Raw genomic sequence first — 19,523 nt, 5'->3', positions numbered from 1 at the left:
TGCGCACGATGGCGCGGGCGGGTGTCCGGGCGGTGGCGCGGACGGGTGTCCGTACGGCCGCTCGGGCGACCGGCGGGCCCACCGCGCGGTCAGTGGCACACGGCGAGCGCGTCGAGCGCGACGGCGCCCTGGCCGCGCGGCAGCACCATCAGCGGGTTGATGTCCAACTCGGCCAGTTCGCCGCTCAGTTCCAGTGCCATCCGCTGTACGCGCAGCACGACCTCGACGAGCGCGTCCACATCGGCCGGCGGCGCGCCTCGTACGCCGTCCAGGAGGGCGTGCCCGCGCAGCTCGCCGAGCATCGCGCGCGCCCGGTCCTCGCCGAAGGGCGGCACGCCGACGGCGGTGTCCCGCAGGACTTCGACGAGTACGCCGCCCAGCCCGACCGTCACGGTCGGCCCGAAGAGGCTGTCCGCGGTGACGCCCACGACCATCTCCACCCCCCGCTCGACCATCTGGCAGACGAGCACGCCGTCCAGCTCGATGTCCTCGTAGCGGGCGATGTCGGTCAGCTCCCGGTAGGCGTCCCTGACCTGGCTGGCGGAGGTCAGGCCGGTCTTGACCAGTCCGAGTTCCGTCTTGTGCGCGAGCTGCGGTGCGGAGGCCTTCATGACGACGGGATAGCCCACCAGGCTCGCGGCGCGCACGGCCGCCGCCGCGCTGGTCACGAGCTGCTCGCGGGGCACCCGGATCCCGTAGGCGCGCAGCAGCTGCTTCGCCGCGTGTTCGCTGAGCTGCTGTCCCGGGCGCATCAGGTCCTGTGCCTTGCGCGCGGAGGGGGACGGGGTGCGCGGGGCGTCGTCGAAGGGGGAATGGTAGCCGGTGGTGAAGCGGTGGTGGGCCAGGTGGGCGCGGACGGCCGTGACGCAGTTGGCGAAGGTGCGGAAGGTCGCCACGCGCCGGGAGCCGAGGAGCGTGTGCCGGTAGGCGTCCTCGGTGCCGACCGGCGAGCCCCAGACGACGCACACCAGCTTGTCCGTCTGCTCCGCCGCGTCCACGAGGTCCTGCGCCAGCTTGTCGCTCATCGGCGGGAAGGGGCCGGTGATCGGGCAGATCAGTACGCCGACGGACGGGTCGGCCAGGATCGCGTCGATGATCTTGCGGCCGCGCCAGTCGCCGACCGGGTGCCCGCCGCTGTCGACCGGGTTGGCGACGCTCAAGTAGCCCGGGATCCACTGGTGCAGCTCGTCCTGCTTCGCGCGGCCCAGTGCGGGCAGCCGGAGCCCGGCGGCCGTCGCCAGGTCCGCGAAGTGGGCGCCGGTGCCCCCGGATATCGAATAGACGGCGACGCCGTCGGCCGTCGGTGTACGGGCCCGGGCGAGCAGGGCCGCGGTGTCCTGCAGCTCGTCCAGCCCGTCCACCCGGATCACGCCGAACTGCCGCATGGCCGCGTCCGCCACCGCGTCGGCGCCGGTCAGCTTGCCGGTGTGGGAGGCGGCCGTACGGGCCCCGGTCTCGGTGCGGCCGACCTTGACGGCGACGACCGGGACCTTGTTGCGGGCCGCCCGGTCGGCGGCGAGCAGGAAGCTGCGGCCGTCCTTGAACCCTTCGACGTACGCGGCGATGGCGCCGACCTCGGGACGGGAGGCGAAGTAGGAGAGGAAGTCGGCGGTCTCCAGATCGGCCTCGTTGCCGGTCGGGGCCCAGTGCGAGAGGCGGATGCCCAGTTCCTGGAGGGAGAAGACGGGGCGGCCCTGGTGGCCTGACTGCGTGATCAGGGCGATGGCGGGGCCGTCCAGGTCCTCGCGGAACGACGCGAAGGCGTTGAGGTTGGTGTTCGGGCCGAGCAGCCGGATGCCGGTACGGGCCACGGCCTCGGCGAGCCGGTCCTGGGCGGCGGCGCCCGCCGCCCCGGTCTCGGCGAAGCCGGAGGCGAAGGCCACCGCGAACCTGATCTTGGCGTCGGCCAGTTCCTCGATGACCGGTACGGGGTCCGCGACCAGCAGTACGGCGAGATCGACCTGCTCGGGCAGGTCGGAGACGGAGGTGAGACAGGGCAGGCCGAAGACGCTGCTGCGGCCCGGGTTGACCGGGTGCAGGCGGGCACCGACGCGTTCGGCCCACGCCATGAGCTGCCGGGTGATGCCGGTGTTCGGGCGGCCCTCGCTGTCGGAGGCGCCGACGACCGCCACCGACTCGGGCCGGAAGAACCGGTCCAGGTCGGGGACGGGGGCGTACAGCGGTCGTCCGCTGACGTCCAGGTCGGGCCCCGTGGTGCCGACGTGCGCGCTGTCGGGGTGCGCGCCGTCGGGGGGCGGGCCACCCGCGTGCGGTACGGCCGTACCGTGCACGGTGTGCGATGGTGTCGCCCCGCATGCCACGACGCGGGCCGGGCTGGAGTGAGTGGTGAGGCTGCCGTAGGTCGATCCAAGCATCGCTGACGCCCGCTCCCGTGTGACGAGTGCCGATTCAACTGACGCTCGGTCAGGTTAGGGGACCTGACGGCCCGTCAGGAATGCTCGGGAGCGGTAAACCTTCCGGGTGGGCCTTCTCGTCGGTCGCGTACGCGGCGGCGACGGCGCGGGCGATGCGGCGGGCGTCGGCGGCCAGTTCGCGGAACATGCCGCTGATCGGGTTGGTGTAGCCCGTGAAGTGGAGGCCGGGGGCGGAGGGGAGGGTGCGGGGGCCGTGGACGCGCGGCCGGCCACGGGTGTCGAGGAGGCCGAGGTGGCCGACGAGGCCGTCCAGGCCGCGCCGGTAGCCGGTGGCGGCGATGACGGCCTCCGGTTCGATCGCGTCGCCGTTCGCGAGCCGTACGACGGCGCCGTCGAAGGACGCCACCGCCGCGACCGGCCGAACCGCCCCGCGCCGTACGGCGTCGATCAGCCCCACGTCCTGGACGGGGATCGCCCCCTCCAGGACCCGGCTGTACAGCCCGGTGTCCGGCATCGGCAGCCCGTGCGCCGACAGGTCCGGCACGGAGAGGCGGCGCATCACGTGGGCCGCCCGGTCCACCATGCGCGGCGGCAGGCGGCGTACGAGGATGCCCGTCGCCTGGGCGGGCCAGCCCGCCGTCGAGCGGCGCACGATGTGCGGGGCGGTACGGACCGCCAGCCGCACCCGTGCCGCGCCGCCCTCCGCCAGGTCGACCGCGATCTCGGCCCCGGTGTTGCCGGTGCCGACGACCAGGACGTCCTTGCCCACGTAGGGGCGGGCGTTGCGGTAGGCACCGGCGTGCAGGAGTTCGCCGGGGTAGCTGTCGCGGCCGGGCCAGTCGGGGAGGTGCGGGGTGTGGTTGTAGCCGGTGGCGATCACGACCGTACGGGCGGCCGGCTCGCGCCCGCCGTTCGCGCGCAGAATCCATTCGCCGCCCGCCGCGCGGTCCATGTCCGCCGCGCGGTCCACGCGCCGCACTTTGACCCCCAGGGCGACTTCGAGCTGGTGGTGCTCGGCGTACTGCTCCAGGTAGCGCACCACGTCGTCGCGCGCGACCCACCGCCCGTAGGCGCGCGGGATGGGCAGGCCGGGCAGGCCGGAGAGGCGGCGCGTGGTGTGCAGTCGCAGACGGTCGTAGTGCCCCCGCCAGGAGGCACCCACCGCGTCACCCTTTTCGAGGACGACGGCACGGATGCCATAGGCGCCGAGGGCGGCGGCCGTGGCGAGCCCGCCCGGCCCGCCCCCGACGACGTACACGGGCGGGACGGCGGCAGGCGGCGTGGTGCTGGGTGCAGGTGTACTGGGTGCAGGCGCGGCGGATGCGGGTGTGGTGGATGCGGAGGAGCTGGCGTGCGCTGCGTCGTCCGGCATGCCGGTGAGGGTAGCCGCGGAGCGCGCGCATGTCGCCGTACGGGGAACTGTCCGTGCTCGCCCCCTTGCGCGTACCGGCCGACTTCGATTGAACTGACCTGGCGTCAGGAGGCTGGCGGAGAGCGATCGAAGGCTGGTGGTCCGGGGTGGAACCCAAGGTGGAGGCCGAGCCCGGGGGAGTGTCGAGCGATGTGTCCCCACCTGCCTCGCCCAGGTTCGACGTGCCCGACGCCGACGCGTTCAGCCGCGCCTACTGGGACGCGGCAGCCCAGGGCCGCCTGCTGCTGCGCCGCTGCCGCGCCGATGACTGTGGCGCGGCGCACCACTATCCGCGCGAGTTCTGCCCGCGTTGCTGGAGCGAAGACGTGGAGTGGGAGGAGGCGAGCGGGCGGGCCACGCTCTACACGTGGTCGGTGGTGCACCGTAACGACCTCCCGCCGTTCGGCGAGCGCGTGCCGTACGTGGCCGCGGTGGTGGACCTGGCCGAGGGGCCGCGGATGATGACGGAGATCGTCGAGTGCCCGGAGGCGGACCTGCGCATCGGGATGGCGCTGCGGGTGCGCTTCCGTACGGTCGGGGACAGGGACAGGGACAGGGACAGGGGCAGGGACAGAGATCCCCGGAGGGGCACGGGCGGGACGGCGGAGGCAGGCGCTCCCGGCCTGGCCGTCCCCGTCTTCCGCCCCGCTTGAGCGAGCGCGTACGGCGCGCAGTCGCGCATGCCCCGTCCTCGCGCACGCCCCACCAGTCACCGAAGACGGACACACCCGCCAGTCACCGGAGGCGGCCCCACCCGTCAACGCCTGAGCGCGCTCGCGCACCGGCCGGGACGGAAATTCGCTGGCCCGCCGCGCCCGCCCCCGTCATGCTGGCGCGCGTGCTGATCCGAGAAGCGACCGCGGCCGACTGGCCCGCCATCTGGCCGTTCTTCCGGGCCATCGTGGCGGCCGGAGAGACGTACACCTACCCCCGCGACATGGACGAGCCGACCAGTCGTGCGACATGGCTGCTCGCCCCGCCGAGCCGTACGGTCGTCGCCGTGGACGACGGCGGTACGGTCCTGGGTTCGGCCAAGATGAACGCCAACCACATGGGCGGCGCCGCCCACATCGCCAGCGCCTCCTTCATGGTCGATCCGGCGCACAGCGGCCGCGGTGTGGGCCGCGCGCTCGGTGAGTACGCCGTCGACTGGGCGCGTGCGACGGGCTTCCGGGCCATGCAGTTCAACGCGGTGGTCGAGACCAACACGCGTGCCGTCGCCCTCTGGAAGTCACTCGGCTTCGAGATCATGACGACGCTCCCCGAGGGCTTCCAGCATCCCTCCGAGGGCTACGTCGGCCTGCACATCATGTACCAGCGGTTCTGAGCGCCGGCGCGGGACGGACCCGTCCGTCTCAGCCGCCCACAGTGATCACTTCATACCGTTTCGCGGTGGGCGGCGTGCCCGTATGGAGCTTGGCGTTCACCACCGCGAGCGTGTCCCCGAAGCGAGCCGCCGTCGACGGGGTCCGGAACAGCCGGGACGTGATCGTCTTCTGCACCTTGCCGCTGGTCAGCGAGGCGTTGAGCGCGATCCGCCGCACTTGGTCGTGAAAACCCTGGACGGCCCACACGGTGCGCCCGCGCAGCACGATGCCGTCGACACTCGGTACGCGCACCCCGTCGACGGCCGTGCTGCGCCCGCTCGCCGGATCGACCGTGTACAGCGCGCCCTTGCGGGAGTGCGCGACGATCAAGGTCCGTCCGTCGGGCGTGGTCTGGATGCCGTTGAGGTTGAACCGGCCGGTGATGTCGGAGGCCGGGCCGCTGACGCGGAGCGTGGTGAAGCGGCCGGGCGTTCCGTGCCGGTCGACGGGTACGAAGTAGAGCTTGGCCCGGAGGGAGTCGGTGAACCACGCGCCGTCCCGGGTCAGGGCCACGTCGTTGATGAACGCCGAGCCCGCGGGACCGAACCGGTAGCTCGCCACCGTGCGCTTGGTCCCGGTGTCGTAGACGTACGCCCGCCCGGCCTGCCCGCCGGCGACGAACAGCAGGTCATGGCGGTGGTGTGTCTTCATGCCGAGGGCGTGCCTGCCGCGCGGCGCGTCGATGAAGCGGGTGGCGGTGCCTGCCTCGATGTCCCCGCGGAAGATGTCCCCGCCGAAGTAGTCACCCGCGTAGAAGGTGGAACCGTGACCGGCGGCGATGCCTTCGGCCGAGGTGGCGCCCGGCAGCACGATCGTCTTTCCTGACGCCGCCTTCCCCGCCACCGCCTTCCCCGGCGCCCCCGCCCTCTCAGGTACAGCGGCCGCCCTCCCCGGTACCGGGCCCGTCGACACCGTTACGGCGGCGAGTGCGAGCAGGGACAGGAACGCTCCTCGCACCCCCCGGACTGCTCGTGGGCGGCTCCTGGTCGTACGGCGCATCGGCGGCCCCTCCACCTCACGCGGGCGTGATCCGGTCGGGCCCGCTGCCCTCCCGGCACCGTAGCCGCGTGCCGCGCGTGTCATGCGTGGCATTGCCCCGGTTGACCCGAATGCCATAAGAAGGGCGGTAAGGCCGGATACGGGCCGGGCGTAGGGCAAAGGGGATGAAAGCAATCACATACCGGCCCATGTCCCGTGGGTGGCAGTGGGCGGCGCCGGCCTCTGACGCCGCACCCGCCTACGGCCAGAGGAGTTCCCGGGCCCAGGCCTCGCCTGCCCGGCGGTAATTGATGCGTACGTGGCGGCGGCGGGCATCGCCCTGGAAGAACTCGACCTCGTCGGGGCGCAGGACGTACAGGGTCCAGCTCGGGACGGGAGCGGTCGGGTCCTGCCGGGCCCGCTCCCAGGCGGCTTCCGAGGCGCGTTCGAGGTCCGCGTACGAGGCGAGGACTTCGCTCTGGTGGCCCACCAGGGCGGCGGCCAGGGCACCCGTGGAGCGGCGGTGCAGGTCGGCCGCGCTCTCCTCCGGGCGCGCCTCGGTGACCCGGCCCCGTACGCGGACCTGGCGGCCGACGCCCGCCCAGTAGAAGCCGAGGGCGGCGCGCGGCCGGGCGGCGAGTTCGCGGCCCTTGCGGCTGCCGCGGTGGGAGGCGAAGTGCCAGCCGCGCTCGTCGGCGTCGTGCAGCATCAGGGTGCGTACGTCGGGGTCGCCGGCCGCGTCCGCCGTCGCGAGCGTCATGGTGTGCGGCTCGGGCACGCCCGCCTCCGCGGCCTCCCGCAGCCACTGCCGGAAGAGCGGCAGCGGGTCGGCCGGGGCGTGTGCCGGATCGGGGTCGACGGCGGGCAGCTCGCAGTCCCAGACGCGGAGGGAGCGAAGGAGGGCGTGGAAGCGCTCGTCGGAGTCCGGGCCCGCGCCCGCATCCGCCCCCGTGCCCGTTTCCGTGTGCGGGGGCGCGTTCTCTGCCGGGTGTTCGACCATGGCCGGCAGCCTAGTCCGCCGGCCCGCGGGCGGCGGACCAGGCAGTGCCTGGCGCGAGTCGGCCTAGTGGCGGGTGACCGAGCGGATCCAGGCGAGTTGCTGGGAGACCTCTCCGGCCTGGGCGACCGTCTCCCGGTCCGAGCCGTTGAAGACGCCGAGGAGGGTTTCGGTGCCGCGCGGTCCGATGCTCATCACCGGGCCGCCGGAGTCGCCGCCGGCCGGGATGCCGGTCACCTTCTCCATGCAGAAGTCCGGGCCGCCCGGTGCCGTGTAGCCCTTGCAGCGGCGGTCGTCCGGCCGTACGACGCGCAGGTCCGACTGCTTGAGCACGGGGGACTGGCAGGTGTTCTCGTCGTCGGTGCAGGTGGCGCCCCACCCGTACTGCCGCACGGTCTGGCCGACGCGGACGCCGGCCGTGGCCAGGCGCGCCGTGGGGATCTTCATCTTCGGGACCTTGACCAGCATCATGTCGGCCTTCGCGCTTCCCACGCGCTTGCCGGGCAGCGGCCGGACCGTGGTGCCCTTGCGCATGTCGAGGTTGCCGACCCGGAAGGAGATCCGCTTGTCGGCGACCGGCTTCGCCTGCTCGTAGAAGCAGTGCGAGGCGGTGAGTATCCACTGGGGAGCGACCGCCGTCCCCGTACAGGTCGGTTGGCCGTCGATGAGCATGCGTACCGCCCACGGGCCGTACGTGCTCTTCGCCCCGCCGATGACGGCGGAGGCCGGCGCGGACCAGATCACCGAACCTGTCAGCAGCAGTGCGGCTGTCAACAGCAGCACCCGAACTCGACGCACCATACGGACAACTCCTCCACCAGGCCGGGCCCTTACGGGGAGAGAGATGCCCCGCCGGGGCAAAAGGTTCCGACTTACGCCGATGTGGGAGCCGGGGCCGGGGGATGGGTGCCGTACGGCTTGAGGGTGATCGCGCGGGCGCAGCGCTGTACGTCCTCGGCGAGCTTCTTCGCCACGTAGTTCTTCCACGGCATGTGGGGCAGCAGCCGCAGCATCATGTGCCGGAAGCGGATCGCTCCCTTGGAGGCGGGTGTCATCTGCGGTACGAATTTCTCCGCCATCCGCTGGTTCGCCGTGACGTACGGGCGCATCTCCGCCTCGTAGCGCGCGAAGCCCGTACGCGGGTCGCCGCCCGCCGCCGCGAGTTCCCCGGCCAGTACGTACGCGCCCACCAGCGCCATCCCCGTACCCTGCCCCGACGCGGGTGACGCGCAGTGCGCGGCGTCGCCCAGCAGCACCACGCGCCCGCGCGACCAGCGGTCCATCTCGATCAGGTGCAGCCCGTCGAAGTAGAAGTCGCCGGCGGCGCGGGACGCTTCGAGGAGCCGTGGCACCTGCCAGTCGACGCCCTCGAACGCGTCGGCCAGCAGCTCGCGTTGCGCGTCCGCGTCGCGGTGGTCGTAGTCCAGCCGGGGCGAGCGGAAGGTGAGCCACGCCTTGGCGCCGCTGTCCCCGTCACCGTTACCGTCACCGGCCGCGCTGTACGCGCAGACGAGCCGGCCGGGAGCCAGGTGGTACAACTCCTCGCGCGGCGACACCAGTTCCCCGGGAACGCTGAACGAGGACATGTACGCGCCGATGTGCCGCAGATACCGGGACTCGTCGCCGAAGGCGAGGCGGCGAACGGTGGAGTGCAGGCCGTCCGCGCCGACGACGAGGTCGAAACGGCGCGGTGCCGCGCGCTCGAAGGTGACGTCGACCCCCGTGCCGTCGTCTGTGAGTGAGCTGACCGAGTCGCCGAAGACGTACTCCACGTCGTCGCGCGTGCGGTCGTAAAGGATGCGGGTCAGGTCGCCGCGCATGACCTCGTCGTCGCCGTCCACCCGGGCGCCGAAGATGTCGGCGGGCAGCGTGGCCACCCGCCGGCCGTCGCCGTTCACGTACGCGCCGGTCCGCATGTCCGTACTGGCGCGCCGGATCTCCGGCAGTACGCCCATACGGTCTGCGGCCTCGATGGCCGCGCCCCGCAGGTCGACCTTGTAGCCGCCGGTACGGAGTCGCGGCGCGCGCTCCACGAGGGTCACGGCGTAGCCGTAACGGTGCAGCCAGTACGCGAGGGCGGGACCGCCGATGCCGGCGCCGGAGACGAGGGCGTGAGGACGGGTTGTCGAGGTCATGCCGCCGACTATACGGATGTCTTATACGCTTGTCTAGTACGGATGTATGGATTCATGTGGCTCACGGTGCGTGCAGGGCTTGGTCGAGCCTGCGGCCCCGGCTGTCGGCCACGCGTACGGCGTCGCTCAGTGACTCGGTGAGGCGGTTGGTGATGAAGCGCAGCTCGGTGGGGGTGGGGGGCTCGGGCCGGTTCAGGGTGGCCCGCGAATGGTCCAAGAGATGGACGGCCATGGAGAGTTGCAGTTCCTCCAGCTCGTCGGCCAGGTCGGACACGGGGCCGCGCCCGTCGCCGATCACGTAGCAGGGCTTGCCGTCCTGACTGGCCCAGGGGAGGAGGCGTGGCTCCTGGGGGTGGTTTTCGGTCGTCATGGCTTCAATGGTCGGCACGTGTGCGTAGCGTCACCAGGAGTTGGTGGCATACAAGGTGGGTTGTGGGGTGGTTGATCATGGTCGTGCAGGGGGCGGACCCCTCACCCGCACGCGTGCATGTCGGTGGGCTCATCAGCTCTTGGCGGCAGCGCGCGGGGATGACGCAAAAGGAATTGGCCCGTGAGGCACACGTTTCGGAGTCGCTGGAGGGGGCTTACGAGCGTGCGGAACGCATCCCGAGTGCGGGCTTTCTGGCCGAGGCCGACCGGCTTACCGCAGCTGAGGGCGAGCTGGAGTCGTGCATCGGCCTGATGGAACAGGAGCCGGAGCGTGATCAATTCCGGGAGTGGAAGGCGCTGGAGAGCGAGGCCCTGAGTCTGGAGGGGTACCAGAGCCTCGTACTGCCCGGGTTGCTGCAGGCACCCGATTACGTTTGGGCCCTGTTCCGGACTCGGCTGCCGGCGTACAGCAAGAGCGAGGTCGAGCGGCTGGTGCAAGAGCGGCTGGAACGGAAGTCCGCGCTCATCCGGGACCCGGCCCCGACGGTGAGCTTCGTGGTCGAGCAGTCGGTGTTCGAGCGGCCGATCGGCGGTGTTGCGGCATTCAAGAGGTGCCTGCTTCACGTCGTGAAGACCCTTCACGAGCTGGATCACGTCATGCTGCAGGTGATGCCCACGAACGTGACCGAGCACGCGGGACTCAGCGGTCCGCTGGACGTGGTGTTCTCCCCGGACGGGCGATTCAGCATCTTCATGGAGGGGCAGGGCAAGGGTAGGTTGCTGACGAGGCCGACTGAGGCCAATCAGTACGCCCAGAGGATCGCTGCCCTCCGGTCTCAGGCCATGGACCCGCAGAGGTCGCTGGAATTCGTCGAGAAACTGGCAGGGTGAGCGTGAGCCCCAAACTGACCTGGTGCAAAAGCAGTCACAGCAACCCCGATGGTGAAACGTGCGTCGAAGTCGCCCCAACCCCCACCACCATCCACATACGCGACTCCAAGAACAAGACCGGCCCGGCGCTCGCCGTCCCCCCGGCCGCCTGGGCCGACTTTCTCCGGCTCATTTCTCAGGGCCGGACTGCACGTACTCGGTGACCCGTTCGTTGAGGGCCTGCAGCCGCTCGTCCCAGGAGTAGATCCGGCGCAGATCGTAGCCGCCCGTGTCGACCGGCTCCTGCACGATCACTTCGCGGCCCGACAGCTCGACCGACCGGGGGCGCTGTGAGACGCCCAGGATCTGGGTGATCACCCCGTCCTTGACGGTGAAGGACCACAGGGACAGCCAGCTGTCGCTGGTCTCGATGGCGAGCAGCAGATCGTCCTTGCCGTCGCCGTTCAGGTCCCGGTAGTGCGGTGTCTGTACGGCGCACGACTTGTGGCGGAGGCCCCGGCACTCCTTGATCTTCTTCGCCGTGTCGTCGTCATCGCTCATGGTCTCCGCCGCGGCCCGGGCGATGACGAGCGGCGCGAGCTCATGGATGTCGCCGGACGGTACGCGCGGCAGCGACCGCAGCGGTGTCGGCCTGCCGGCGGAGTTCGGCGGCCCCAGGGGCTCCGGGGGCGTCTTTCCGGTCCACACCCGCTCGGGAGCGCTCGCGGCCGGTGTGCGTCCGGCGCTCTTCGCCGCACCCGTCCCGTCGCACCCGCTGAGCACCGTGCACGTGGCGGCCAGGGCGGCGAGGGCCACGGCCGGCAGGGAACGGAGCATCGGTACGTCATTTCCGGTCGGGCCTGAAGGGCGATGGCGGGCGGGGCTCCCACCGCACATGATGTTGTCTGTCCTTTGTTGCGGCAATTCGGCGAGGGCGTAACGGCACGCCGTAGACGCGGGTGCAGAGGTGTTACGGACCGGGCCCGCCCGCACAGGACCATGTAGGACACGTCCTGTCCTGCATGACGCCTAGCGTCTTCGACATCGGCCAGCGCGGCCGCCCCGGCCGCCCCGCACCGTGAGGAGCACGTCATGAGCCGTGTCACCGGCAATCAGCCCGACGGAACGCCCACCTGGATCGAGCTGGCCGTTCCCGATCTCGGCCGCGCCATGGACTTCTACGGGGCGCTGTTCGGCTGGACGTACGAGACGGAGGCGATGGAGGGCGGGCGGTACGCCGTCGGGCTCGTGGACGGGCGGCGCGCGGCGGGTCTGATGGAGCGGCCCGACGCGGCGGGCGGCGCGTGGACCATGTACATGGCCGTCGATGACTGCGACGGCACGGCCAAGCGGATCGCCGACGCGGGCGGCCGGGTGCTGTGGGGTCCGGTGGAGATCCGGGACTACGGGCGAGCCGCCCTCGCGGAGGACTCCGTAGGGGCGCAGTTCGGGCTCTGGCAGGGACGCGCCCACGTCGGCTGCGAGGTCGTCAACGAGCCGAACTCCCTCGTACGCAACGACCTGGTGGCGCCGGACGCCGCCCCGGCCCGCGCGTTCTATGCGGCGGTCTTCGGCTACACCCTGGACGGCAACCCGGACCTGCCGGACGTCGACTTCACCTTCCTGCGGCGCCCGGACGGGCACGAGATCGGCGGGATCGTGGGCGACCCGTCCGCCGGGGCGGCGGGCTGGGCGACGCTGTTCGAGGTCGCGGACACGGACGCGGCGGTGGCGCGGGCGGTGGCGGCGGGCGGGACGGCGTCCGAGCCGGAGGACACGGTGTACGTGCGGCAGGCGCGGGTGACGGATCCGTTCGGCGCGGAGTTCGTGGTCGGGGCGCGGCCGGCGGCGTAGAGCGGGACCGGTACGGCGCTACACCAGCGCCTCGCGTGTCCACGCCGCCAGGCCCGCGACGAAGCCCGCGCGGTCGCGGGGCGAGAGGGTGTCGAGGGCGCGCAGCAGCGGCTCGGAGCGGGTCGCGATGAAGCGTTCCACGGCGGGGCGGTGGTCGGGGGTCAGCGAGACGAGGATCCGGCGGCGGTTGGCCGGGTCCTCGTTGCGTTCCACGATGCCGGCCCGGGTCAGGGCGCCGACCAGTTCGCTGGCGGTCGGCAGGGAGACCCGTAGCCGCCGGGCCAGGTCGCCGACGGTCAGGGCGCCCGCGAGGAGCTGCGGGAGTACCGCGCCGTGCCGTGGGGTGAGGTGGTGGGACGTCATCGAGCCGAGGAGGGGTTCCGGCATGACGCCCTGGACGAGGCCCTTGCGGAAGTACGGGGCGAGCAGCGGGATGAGGCCGATGACCTCGACTTCTTCGGGGGTCGGTACCCGCGCGGAGTTCTCGTCGGGGGCGTGCGGCATACTGCGAGTCTAGACGGTTTGTATTTCCGAACTGTTTGGCTGTCAGCGCGCACGGGAGGGAGTCGGGATGCCGTCGGTCAGCTATCACGACGCGGTCAACGAAGCACTGGAGCGTATGGACGACCTGGGGTACGAGCGAGGCGTCGGAGCGGACCTCGCCAACCACGGGCCGATGGGCGCCGAGGCGCTGGCGATGCTCGGGCACGAGGGGGAGGTGGCCGGGTGGGTGGAGCGCTACCGGGTCGCGATGCCCCACCACGAACCGCCCGCCGCACGCTTCGCCCTCGACCCCGCCGACGAGAGCTCCTGGCGGCCGGCGCTCGGGGCGTTCGACCGGGCCGGTGACTGGGAGGGGCTGTTCGCACGGGAGCTGGCCGAAGCGTCCTGGCACGACGTACTCGCCCGCTGGTGGCCGCGCCTGCTGCCGGGGCTCTTCGCGGGGCTGACGCACGGCCTGATCCGTACGGCGCATGCGGTACGGGCGCTCTACGGCGCGGACGGCGGCAAACCCACGGACGCGCAACTCACCGAACTCGCGCGCGGGCTGGCGTACTGGGCGGCCCGCTACACCGTCCTACCGGGGCAGGCGCGGCTGCGCGGGACGTACGACCTGGCGGGGGCGATCGCGGCGCTGCCGCGCATACCGGGCGACGGCGGGCCGATGAACCCGGGCGTGGCGGGCGGGCGGCTGGCGCGGCTCGCCGAACTCCCGGGCTACGGCGAGGCGCTGGACGCGCTGGCCGTCGACCACGCGCCGCGGCTGCTGAGTGAGATGACGACGCAGTTCTCCGACGTGTACCTGAGCCACGACGAGGTGTTCCCGGTACCGCTGATCCACGGCGTCACCGCGCCCGCCGCCGTACGGCTCGTACTGCCGCACCTGCCCGCCGAACAGTACGAACCGACGCTGGCCGCCCTGTGGCAGGTGCACACCGCGCTGCTCCTCGCCTTCACGACGAGCAGGCGGGGGGAGGGGACGGGGGTGTGGCGCCGCGAGCTGTCCGGTGAACTCGCCGACGGACTGCCGTCGTTGGACGAACTGGGGGCGCGGGCCGTCGAGCACGGTGACGAGCACGTAGTGAAGTTCACGGAGGCGTGCCGCCGGGAGTACGCGCTGCGGCCCGATCCGCGGTTCCGGGCGGCGGTGCTGGTGGCGCAGCGGCGGATTGCTCCACTGGGGGGCTGAGGGCCGGTCGTTCGTCGGGGCGCCCGGGCGGCCTGGCGGCCGGGCGCCCCGTCGTTCGGTCTCAGCCGCGGTCGGCGGCGGTGCGGCGGCGACCCGCCAGCACCAGGACCGCGCCCGCCGTGACGCCGATGGCGGCGCTGCCGGCGGCCCACGGGGTGATGGGGCTGACGCCGGTGGAGGCGAGGCTGCTGCTGCCGCCGCTGCCGGTGTCGGTGCCGCTGCCGGTGGACGTGGGGGCGTGGCCGGAGACCGTGCCGGAGGGGGCGGTGGCGCCGGGACCGCCCGCGGACTTGGTGTCGACGGCAGGCGTGACGTTCTTGCCGCCGCCCTTGGCTTCCTCGGCCGCCTTGTCCCCGGCCGCCTTCTCCTTCGCGGCCTTGTCCTTCTCCGCCTTGTCCTTGGCGGCCTTCTCCTCCTTGGCCTTCTTCTCGGCGGCCTCGTCCTTGGCGCGGGCCTCGTACTGGCCTACGGCGAGGAAGTGCTCGATCGCGGCGTCGTCGTTGCCCCAGAGCGCATCGCGGGCAGCCGCGTTCACGGCGGGGCCGCCGATGCTTGCGATCTGGGTCGCCCGGATGCGGATGTCCGTACGGTACGCGTCGCGCCGACCGGTCTCCAGGAACCGCACCCGGTCCTGCGGGGACCCGTCGAGCGCCTCACTCGCCGCCTCTTTCAGGCACGGCCCGACGTCCTTGCCCGCCAGAATCCGGAAGATCGCGAAGGTGTTGTCCTCGTCGCGTGCCGCGTACTGGCCCGTCTCCAGGAAGCGGCGCAGGTCCTCCGGAGTGCCGTCGAGCGCACTGTTGGCCTCGCGGACGAGCGCCTTACCGGCGTTCTTGTCGGCGAGCATCCGCAGGATCGCGATCCGGTCCTCTTCCACGGACCGGTCATCCGACTTCTTCGCGGGCGCGTCCGGCTTCGCCTCCGCCCCGTGGTCCGGCGCCGACTTGGCGGCGGCGGGAGCCTCGGCGGCGACCGCCGGGGAGGAGAACAGTACGGCCGGTGCGACGGCGGCGGCCGCGAGGAAGGCCGTGAGACGGGCCTGCTTCTTCATGCGCTCACACAATATTTCGGTCGATCAACGGAAAATAACCCTTACAGACTAAGGGGTCTTCACGCCTAGCGTGAGCGGCATGAATGCACCACAAGACCACCGCCACCACCTGTTCTTGGGCGGCCGCCGCCTGTCCTATCTCGACTTCGGCCCAGCCGCCGGAAAACCCCTCCTCGCCCTGCACGGGCATTTCTCCGAAGGCCGCAGCTTCGCCATGCTGTCCGCCGAACTCGCGCCGGAATGGCGGCTGATCGCTCCCGATCAGCGCGGCCACGGCGAGTCGGACCGCGCGCCGGACCACTCCCGCGAGGGCTATGTGGCCGATGCCGTGGCCCTGCTCGACCACCTGCGGCTGCCGTCCGCCGTCGTACTCGGCCATTCCATGGGCGGCAAGAACGCGTACCACCTCGCCGCCCGGCACCCCGGCCGGGTGCGCGCGCTGATCAACGTGGACGACCCGGTCGTGATCACGGACACCGGCCCCAGCGGTATCGCCTTCTGCCTCGACTGGCCTCAGCGGGCGCCGACCCGTGAGGCGCTGCTCGACGGTCTCGGCCCGGCGGCCCCCCTGGTCGCCGACGGGCTGCGGCAGGAGGCCGACGGAAGCTGGCGGCTGCCGTTCGTGCCGCAGGACATCGTCGCGTCCGACCTGGGCGTACGCGGTGATCACTGGCCGGTCTGGCTGGGCAGCGACTGCCCGGCGCTGCTCGTCCACGGCCGTAAGAGCTTCCTGCTGACGCCGGAGCTGGCCCGGGAGATGGCGGAACGGCGGCCGCGCACCCGCCGTGTGGAGCTGGACGCCGGGCACTTCATCCCGGCCGAGGACCCGGAAGGCCTGACCAGGGCCGTACGGGACTTCCTCGGCACCCTCGGGTGAGCGGCCTGCGGGGTGCCGGGACCATAGTGGACAGAGGGGAGATATTCTCCATAAGGTAAAGAAATGGCAAACTTCGTTGAATGTATAACCGATCCGGACCGTGCCGGTGAGCTGTGGTGCGGAGACCGCACGGTCGCCGTGCTCGCCGCCCGCCCCCAGGGAGCCGTCGAAGGGTCGGTCGCGCTGATGGATATCGGCGCCCCCGACCCCGCCCTGCGCTTCGTCGCCGTCCTCGACTGCGCGGAGGACGCGCTCCTGATCCCCCTGCTGCGGGCAGCGGCGGACGTGGCCCGCAAGGCGGGCGGTACGGCGCTGCGGTGGATCACGGAGGAGGACGCGAGCCCCGGCAAGGCGGCGGTGGAACTGGGGGCCCTGGAGAGCGGTGAGGTCTACCGCTGGTGGCGGCGCGGCCTGCCGGCCGGTGTGCCCGTGGGCGATGCGGCAGTACGGCAGCTCCCCTCCGAGGAGGAGGGCGTCGCGTTCCGTATCGGTACGGACGACGCCTGGTACGACGTCGAGCTGGACGGCGACCGCGCCCGCCTGGTTCACAACCGCGAAGCCGACAGCACCGCCGACGCGCTCACCGCCCTCACTTCGGCAGCCCTGCACACCCTCGACACCGACCACGCAGGCCTCCGCGACACCGAGGTCAACGCGGCGCCCGACGACGAGGAACTGCACGACGCGCTGCGCAGGTTGGGCTTCGAGCCGACGACTTCGCGTGCCGTGGAGTACACCCTGGCCTTCTCGTAGGGCAGCGGCACAGACGCGCGGCCTGCCGTGTGGCTCCGCTCGCCATGACCGGTGAAACGGGTCACGCGGGCACCAGGTTCCCCGCTCACCTCGCCCCCGCCCCGTCCTACCCCCGCCCCAGCACCAATGTCCCCGACGAGCAGAACCAGCCGCCCGTGCCGGAGGCTACGGCCAGTTCCGGGAGGGCGCCGTCCGGGCGTCGTACCTGGCGGCCCTCGCCTGCCTCGCCGCGCAGTTGGCGTACCGCCTCGACCAGCAGGAACAGGCCGCGCATGCCGGGGTGGCAGGCGGCCAGGCCGCCGCCGTCGGTGTTGACGGGGAGGGCGCCGTCGCGCAGCAGGCGGCCCTTCGCCACGAATGCGCCGCCCTCGCCCTTGGCGCAGAAGCCGAGGTCTTCCAGCGTCACGAGGGTCATGTAGGTGAAGGCGTCGTAGATCTGGGCCACGTCGATCTCCGACGGGCGTACTCCGGCCCGTTCGAAGGCGAGGCGGCCGGAGACGGCGGCGGGGGAGACGGTGAAGTCGTCCCACTCGGACATCGCGGAGTGCGATACGGCGGTGCCCGTGCCCAGGACCCGTACGGGCGGCCTGGCCAGGTCGCGTACGTACTCCTCGGCGGCCAGGAGGACCGCGCAGCCGCCGTCGGAGCGGATGCAGCAGTGGAGCTTGGTGAAGGGGTCGGCGATCAGCGGGCCCGACAGTACGTCGTCGACGGTGACCGGCGTGCGGTACATGGCGTCCGGGTTCGTGGCCGCGTTGGCGCGCGCTTGGACGGCGACCTCGGCGAGCTGGGCAAGGGTCGTGCCGTACTGGTGCATGTGGCGGCGCGCGGCCATCGCGTACTTGGCGACGAGCGTGTGGCCGTACGGCACCTCGTACTGGAGCGGGCCGCGGGCGCCGAAGGAGAGGTTGGCGGTACGGCGGCCGGCCTTGAGGTCGGCGCGCGTCGTGGACCCGTACACCAGCAGGACCGCGCGCGCCTGCCCGGCCCCGATGGCATCCGCGGCGTGCGCGGCCATCACCTCCCAGGTGGCGCCGCCCACCGAGGTGGAATCGGCCCAGGTGGGACGCAGTCCCAGGTACTCGGCGACCTCCACGGGTGCGAGAGTTCCGAGCCCGGCCGAGGCGAAGCCGTCGACCAGTGAGCGGTCGAGGCCGGAGTCGGCCAGCGCGCGGCGGGCGGCCTGGGCGTGCAGGGCGTACGGAGTGGCCCCGTCCACGCGTCCGCAGTCGGAGAGGGCGACACCGGCGATGGCGACCTTGCGGGGGGACGTTACTGCACTCCCTGGCGGCATGAACCTGACGGTACATCAGGTATGGGCGAGGCGGGAGGGCGCGGCTGCTGGGTGACAAGCGCGCGTGAGGCTGGGAAATGACGGCTGTCGTACCTACTATGACGACCCGTCAGGTCGGCGGTGCCGGGTGCTCGGACGGCCCGGGCCGCCGGCTGTGCCGGACCAGGTCGTCGAACGGTCGGGAGGAGCCCGCCGATGGATGCCGCGTTCACCGAGGAGCAGGACGAGATCCGCCGTACGCTGCGCGAACTGCTCCACAAGCGCTGCGGCCCCGACGACCTCCGGGCCGCCGTGCGCACCCCCGAAGGGTACGACCCCAACCTCTGGCGACAGCTCGCGCAACAGCTGGGGCTGCCAGGACTGGCACTGCCCACCGCGTACGGCGGCGTCGGCTGCGGGCCCACCGAGCTGGCGCTGGCCTGCGAGGAGGCCGGACGGGTGCTGCTGCCGTCGCCGCTGCTGCCCACCGCCGCCCTCGCCGCTCCGCTGGTGCTGGCGCTGGGGACCGACCGGCAGCGTACGGAGCTGCTGCCCGCCTTCGCGTCGGGCGAGCTGACGGGCGCGCTCGCCGTACCGGGCGGGCAGCTGGGCACGGCCCTCGCGCTCACCGGCCGGAACGGCGGGGACTGGGCGGGCGGCGGCCGGGCCGGTGGCATCCAGGCGCGGCGGAGCGAGGGGGCGAAGGGATCCGGGGCGGCGGAGGAGTGGCGGCTGTACGGGGAGGCCGCGCAGGTGCTGGGCGGGCACAGTGCGGGGCTGCTCCTGGTGGCCGCGCACACGGGCGGCTATGCGCGCAGCCGTACGATGCTCTTCGTCGTACGGGGGGACGCGCCCGGTGTGGTGCGGGTGCGGCAGACGGTGATGGATGAGACCCGGGCGCTGGGAGCCGTCCAACTGCGCGATGTGCGCGCGTCGTTGCTCGGCGCGGACGGGGCGGATGGGGTGCACGAGGCGGACGGGCAGGTCGGGCGCGTGCTCGCGCGGGCGGGGGCCGTGGTCGCGGCGGCGGTGGCCGCCGAGGCGGCCGGGGCGGCGGACGCGGCGCTCGGGCGGACCGTCGAGTACGTCCAGGTGCGGGAACAGTTCGGCCGTGCCATCGGCTCCTTCCAGGCCGTCCAGCACCGGCTGGCGGACCTCTACGTACAGGTGCAGGCGGCCCGGTCCGCGGCCTACTACGCGGCATGGGCGGTCGGCGGCCCCGAGGGGAGCGCCGAACCCGGCGCCCCCGGCCTCGCGCTCGCCCACGCCCTGGAGGCGCTGCGCGCGGTGTCCGGGGAGGCCATCCAGTTGCACGGCGGTATCGGCTTCACCTGGGAGCACGACGCCCACCTCTTCTTCAAGCGCGCGGTCTGCGACGAGCTGCTGCTGGGACCTGTGCACCGGCTGCGGGCGCGCGCCGCCGAAGTGGCGGGAGTGTTCGGGGGCGGCGGGGTGCGCGCAGGGGTGTCCGTATGAGAGCGCCCGGCGGCCCGGGGGCATGCGGCGGCCCGGGAGCGTCCGGC

The 19,523-nt window shown here is 72.4% G+C and carries 20 protein-coding genes; 9 read left to right on the top strand and 11 right to left on the bottom strand.

Annotated elements, in window-relative coordinates:
- Positions 1-89: 89 nt before the first annotated feature.
- Both ACZ4Z1_RS05120 and ACZ4Z1_RS05115 read right to left on the bottom strand, forming a co-directional pair.
- Positions 90-2,375 carry an acetate--CoA ligase family protein gene (locus ACZ4Z1_RS05120; protein WP_468485199.1) on the bottom strand — a complete coding sequence of 762 codons (2,286 nt, stop codon included), beginning with the start codon at positions 2,373-2,375 and terminating at the stop codon, positions 90-92.
- A gap of 49 nt (positions 2,376-2,424) precedes the next feature.
- Positions 2,425-3,747 (bottom strand): flavin-containing monooxygenase, encoded by a 1,323-nt coding sequence (locus ACZ4Z1_RS05115; RefSeq protein ID WP_468485198.1) that lies wholly within the window; start codon positions 3,745-3,747, stop codon positions 2,425-2,427.
- Between the two features lie 221 nt (positions 3,748-3,968).
- Between ACZ4Z1_RS05115 and ACZ4Z1_RS05110 the strand changes: the two genes are divergently transcribed.
- Complete coding sequence (locus ACZ4Z1_RS05110; RefSeq protein ID WP_468485197.1) at positions 3,969-4,439, top strand: Zn-ribbon domain-containing OB-fold protein; 471 nt, start codon at positions 3,969-3,971, stop codon at positions 4,437-4,439.
- Positions 4,440-4,612: 173 nt separating this feature from the next.
- Positions 4,613-5,113 carry a GNAT family N-acetyltransferase gene (locus ACZ4Z1_RS05105; protein WP_468485196.1) on the top strand — a complete coding sequence of 167 codons (501 nt, stop codon included), beginning with the start codon at positions 4,613-4,615 and terminating at the stop codon, positions 5,111-5,113.
- Between the two features lie 28 nt (positions 5,114-5,141).
- Here the strand turns inward: ACZ4Z1_RS05105 and ACZ4Z1_RS05100 are convergent, their stop codons facing one another.
- The 5 genes from ACZ4Z1_RS05100 to ACZ4Z1_RS05080 all read right to left on the bottom strand — a co-directional run bounded on the left by ACZ4Z1_RS05100 (position 5,142) and on the right by ACZ4Z1_RS05080 (position 9,633).
- On the bottom strand, positions 5,142-5,996 hold the full coding sequence (locus tag ACZ4Z1_RS05100) for an SMP-30/gluconolactonase/LRE family protein (protein ID WP_468485195.1): 855 nt from the start codon (positions 5,994-5,996) through the stop codon (positions 5,142-5,144).
- Between the two features lie 394 nt (positions 5,997-6,390).
- A complete protein-coding gene (locus ACZ4Z1_RS05095; RefSeq protein ID WP_468485194.1) occupies positions 6,391-7,131 on the bottom strand; it encodes a pyridoxine/pyridoxamine 5'-phosphate oxidase in 741 nt (246 codons plus the stop codon).
- A 63-nt stretch (positions 7,132-7,194) separates the two neighbouring features.
- On the bottom strand, positions 7,195-7,929 hold the full coding sequence (locus tag ACZ4Z1_RS05090) for a S1 family peptidase (RefSeq protein ID WP_468485193.1): 735 nt from the start codon (positions 7,927-7,929) through the stop codon (positions 7,195-7,197).
- Between the two features lie 71 nt (positions 7,930-8,000).
- Positions 8,001-9,263 carry an FAD-dependent monooxygenase gene (locus ACZ4Z1_RS05085; protein ID WP_468485192.1) on the bottom strand — a complete coding sequence of 421 codons (1,263 nt, stop codon included), beginning with the start codon at positions 9,261-9,263 and terminating at the stop codon, positions 8,001-8,003.
- A 61-nt stretch (positions 9,264-9,324) separates the two neighbouring features.
- The gene (locus ACZ4Z1_RS05080) at positions 9,325-9,633 is read right to left on the bottom strand and encodes a hypothetical protein (protein WP_468485191.1); all 309 of its coding nucleotides are present in this window, start codon (positions 9,631-9,633) and stop codon (positions 9,325-9,327) included.
- A gap of 77 nt (positions 9,634-9,710) precedes the next feature.
- On the opposite strand from ACZ4Z1_RS05080, the gene ACZ4Z1_RS05075 reads away from it, so the two are divergent.
- On the top strand, positions 9,711-10,523 hold the full coding sequence (locus tag ACZ4Z1_RS05075; protein ID WP_468485416.1) for a helix-turn-helix domain-containing protein: 813 nt from the start codon (positions 9,711-9,713) through the stop codon (positions 10,521-10,523).
- Positions 10,520-10,726 carry a DUF397 domain-containing protein gene (locus tag ACZ4Z1_RS05070; RefSeq protein WP_468485190.1) on the top strand — a complete coding sequence of 69 codons (207 nt, stop codon included), beginning with the start codon at positions 10,520-10,522 and terminating at the stop codon, positions 10,724-10,726. The genes ACZ4Z1_RS05075 and ACZ4Z1_RS05070 overlap by 4 nt, the downstream gene beginning before the upstream one ends.
- Here ACZ4Z1_RS05070 and ACZ4Z1_RS05065 read toward each other — a convergent pair.
- Entirely contained in the window at positions 10,692-11,339 is a 648-nt protein-coding gene (locus ACZ4Z1_RS05065) for a hypothetical protein (protein ID WP_468485189.1), read from the bottom strand. The genes ACZ4Z1_RS05070 and ACZ4Z1_RS05065 overlap by 35 nt on opposite strands.
- 255 nt (positions 11,340-11,594) lie before the next feature.
- On the opposite strand from ACZ4Z1_RS05065, the gene ACZ4Z1_RS05060 reads away from it, so the two are divergent.
- Positions 11,595-12,356 carry a VOC family protein gene (locus ACZ4Z1_RS05060; protein ID WP_468485188.1) on the top strand — a complete coding sequence of 254 codons (762 nt, stop codon included), beginning with the start codon at positions 11,595-11,597 and terminating at the stop codon, positions 12,354-12,356.
- 18 nt (positions 12,357-12,374) lie between these two features.
- Here ACZ4Z1_RS05060 and ACZ4Z1_RS05055 read toward each other — a convergent pair whose 3' ends face one another.
- Positions 12,375-12,860, bottom strand: a complete 486-nt coding sequence (locus ACZ4Z1_RS05055) for a MarR family winged helix-turn-helix transcriptional regulator (protein WP_468485187.1) — start codon at positions 12,858-12,860, stop codon at positions 12,375-12,377.
- Between the two features lie 67 nt (positions 12,861-12,927).
- Here ACZ4Z1_RS05055 and ACZ4Z1_RS05050 point away from each other — a divergent pair, with 67 nt between their 5' ends.
- The gene (locus ACZ4Z1_RS05050) at positions 12,928-14,046 is read left to right on the top strand and encodes a questin oxidase family protein (protein WP_468485186.1); all 1,119 of its coding nucleotides are present in this window, start codon (positions 12,928-12,930) and stop codon (positions 14,044-14,046) included.
- Between the two features lie 61 nt (positions 14,047-14,107).
- On the opposite strand, the gene ACZ4Z1_RS05045 is transcribed toward ACZ4Z1_RS05050, so the two are convergent.
- Complete coding sequence (locus tag ACZ4Z1_RS05045; protein ID WP_468485185.1) at positions 14,108-15,097, bottom strand: ALF repeat-containing protein; 990 nt, start codon at positions 15,095-15,097, stop codon at positions 14,108-14,110.
- Between the two features lie 79 nt (positions 15,098-15,176).
- On the opposite strand from ACZ4Z1_RS05045, the gene ACZ4Z1_RS05040 reads away from it, so the two are divergent.
- Both ACZ4Z1_RS05040 and ACZ4Z1_RS05035 read left to right on the top strand, forming a co-directional pair.
- Positions 15,177-15,974, top strand: a complete 798-nt coding sequence (locus tag ACZ4Z1_RS05040; RefSeq protein ID WP_468485184.1) for an alpha/beta fold hydrolase — start codon at positions 15,177-15,179, stop codon at positions 15,972-15,974.
- A 63-nt stretch (positions 15,975-16,037) separates the two neighbouring features.
- Positions 16,038-16,727, top strand: coding sequence for a hypothetical protein (locus ACZ4Z1_RS05035; RefSeq protein ID WP_468485183.1), 690 nt, complete (start codon positions 16,038-16,040; stop codon positions 16,725-16,727).
- Positions 16,728-16,833: 106 nt separating this feature from the next.
- Here the strand turns inward: ACZ4Z1_RS05035 and ACZ4Z1_RS05030 are convergent, their stop codons facing one another.
- A complete protein-coding gene (locus tag ACZ4Z1_RS05030; protein ID WP_468485182.1) occupies positions 16,834-18,021 on the bottom strand; it encodes a thiolase C-terminal domain-containing protein in 1,188 nt (395 codons plus the stop codon).
- A gap of 195 nt (positions 18,022-18,216) precedes the next feature.
- Here ACZ4Z1_RS05030 and ACZ4Z1_RS05025 point away from each other — a divergent pair, with 195 nt between their 5' ends.
- Positions 18,217-19,476, top strand: coding sequence for an acyl-CoA dehydrogenase family protein (locus ACZ4Z1_RS05025; RefSeq protein ID WP_468485181.1), 1,260 nt, complete (start codon positions 18,217-18,219; stop codon positions 19,474-19,476).
- The last annotated feature ends 47 nt before the right edge of the window (positions 19,477-19,523 follow it).

It is taken from the genome of Streptomyces sp. NPDC030165 (assembly GCF_055573595.1).
This window is presented reverse-complemented; position numbering and strand designations above follow the sequence as displayed.

Coding starts and splice junctions, on each gene's coding strand:
- ACZ4Z1_RS05045 (WP_468485185.1), bottom strand. CDS start 15,097: ATGAAGAAGCAGGCCCGTCTCACGGCCTTCCTCGCGGCCGCCGCCGTC.
- ACZ4Z1_RS05080 (WP_468485191.1), bottom strand. CDS start 9,633: ATGACGACCGAAAACCACCCCCAGGAGCCACGCCTCCTCCCCTGGGCC.
- ACZ4Z1_RS05075 (WP_468485416.1), top strand. CDS start 9,711: ATGGTCGTGCAGGGGGCGGACCCCTCACCCGCACGCGTGCATGTCGGT.
- ACZ4Z1_RS05050 (WP_468485186.1), top strand. CDS start 12,928: ATGCCGTCGGTCAGCTATCACGACGCGGTCAACGAAGCACTGGAGCGT.
- ACZ4Z1_RS05055 (WP_468485187.1), bottom strand. CDS start 12,860: ATGCCGCACGCCCCCGACGAGAACTCCGCGCGGGTACCGACCCCCGAA.
- ACZ4Z1_RS05095 (WP_468485194.1), bottom strand. CDS start 7,131: ATGGTCGAACACCCGGCAGAGAACGCGCCCCCGCACACGGAAACGGGC.
- ACZ4Z1_RS05085 (WP_468485192.1), bottom strand. CDS start 9,263: ATGACCTCGACAACCCGTCCTCACGCCCTCGTCTCCGGCGCCGGCATC.
- ACZ4Z1_RS05035 (WP_468485183.1), top strand. CDS start 16,038: ATGGCAAACTTCGTTGAATGTATAACCGATCCGGACCGTGCCGGTGAG.
- ACZ4Z1_RS05105 (WP_468485196.1), top strand. CDS start 4,613: ATGCTGGCGCGCGTGCTGATCCGAGAAGCGACCGCGGCCGACTGGCCC.
- ACZ4Z1_RS05120 (WP_468485199.1), bottom strand. CDS start 2,375: ATGCTTGGATCGACCTACGGCAGCCTCACCACTCACTCCAGCCCGGCC.
- ACZ4Z1_RS05030 (WP_468485182.1), bottom strand. CDS start 18,021: ATGCCGCCAGGGAGTGCAGTAACGTCCCCCCGCAAGGTCGCCATCGCC.
- ACZ4Z1_RS05040 (WP_468485184.1), top strand. CDS start 15,177: ATGAATGCACCACAAGACCACCGCCACCACCTGTTCTTGGGCGGCCGC.
- ACZ4Z1_RS05090 (WP_468485193.1), bottom strand. CDS start 7,929: ATGGTGCGTCGAGTTCGGGTGCTGCTGTTGACAGCCGCACTGCTGCTG.
- ACZ4Z1_RS05065 (WP_468485189.1), bottom strand. CDS start 11,339: ATGCTCCGTTCCCTGCCGGCCGTGGCCCTCGCCGCCCTGGCCGCCACG.
- ACZ4Z1_RS05115 (WP_468485198.1), bottom strand. CDS start 3,747: ATGCCGGACGACGCAGCGCACGCCAGCTCCTCCGCATCCACCACACCC.
- ACZ4Z1_RS05060 (WP_468485188.1), top strand. CDS start 11,595: ATGAGCCGTGTCACCGGCAATCAGCCCGACGGAACGCCCACCTGGATC.
- ACZ4Z1_RS05025 (WP_468485181.1), top strand. CDS start 18,217: ATGGATGCCGCGTTCACCGAGGAGCAGGACGAGATCCGCCGTACGCTG.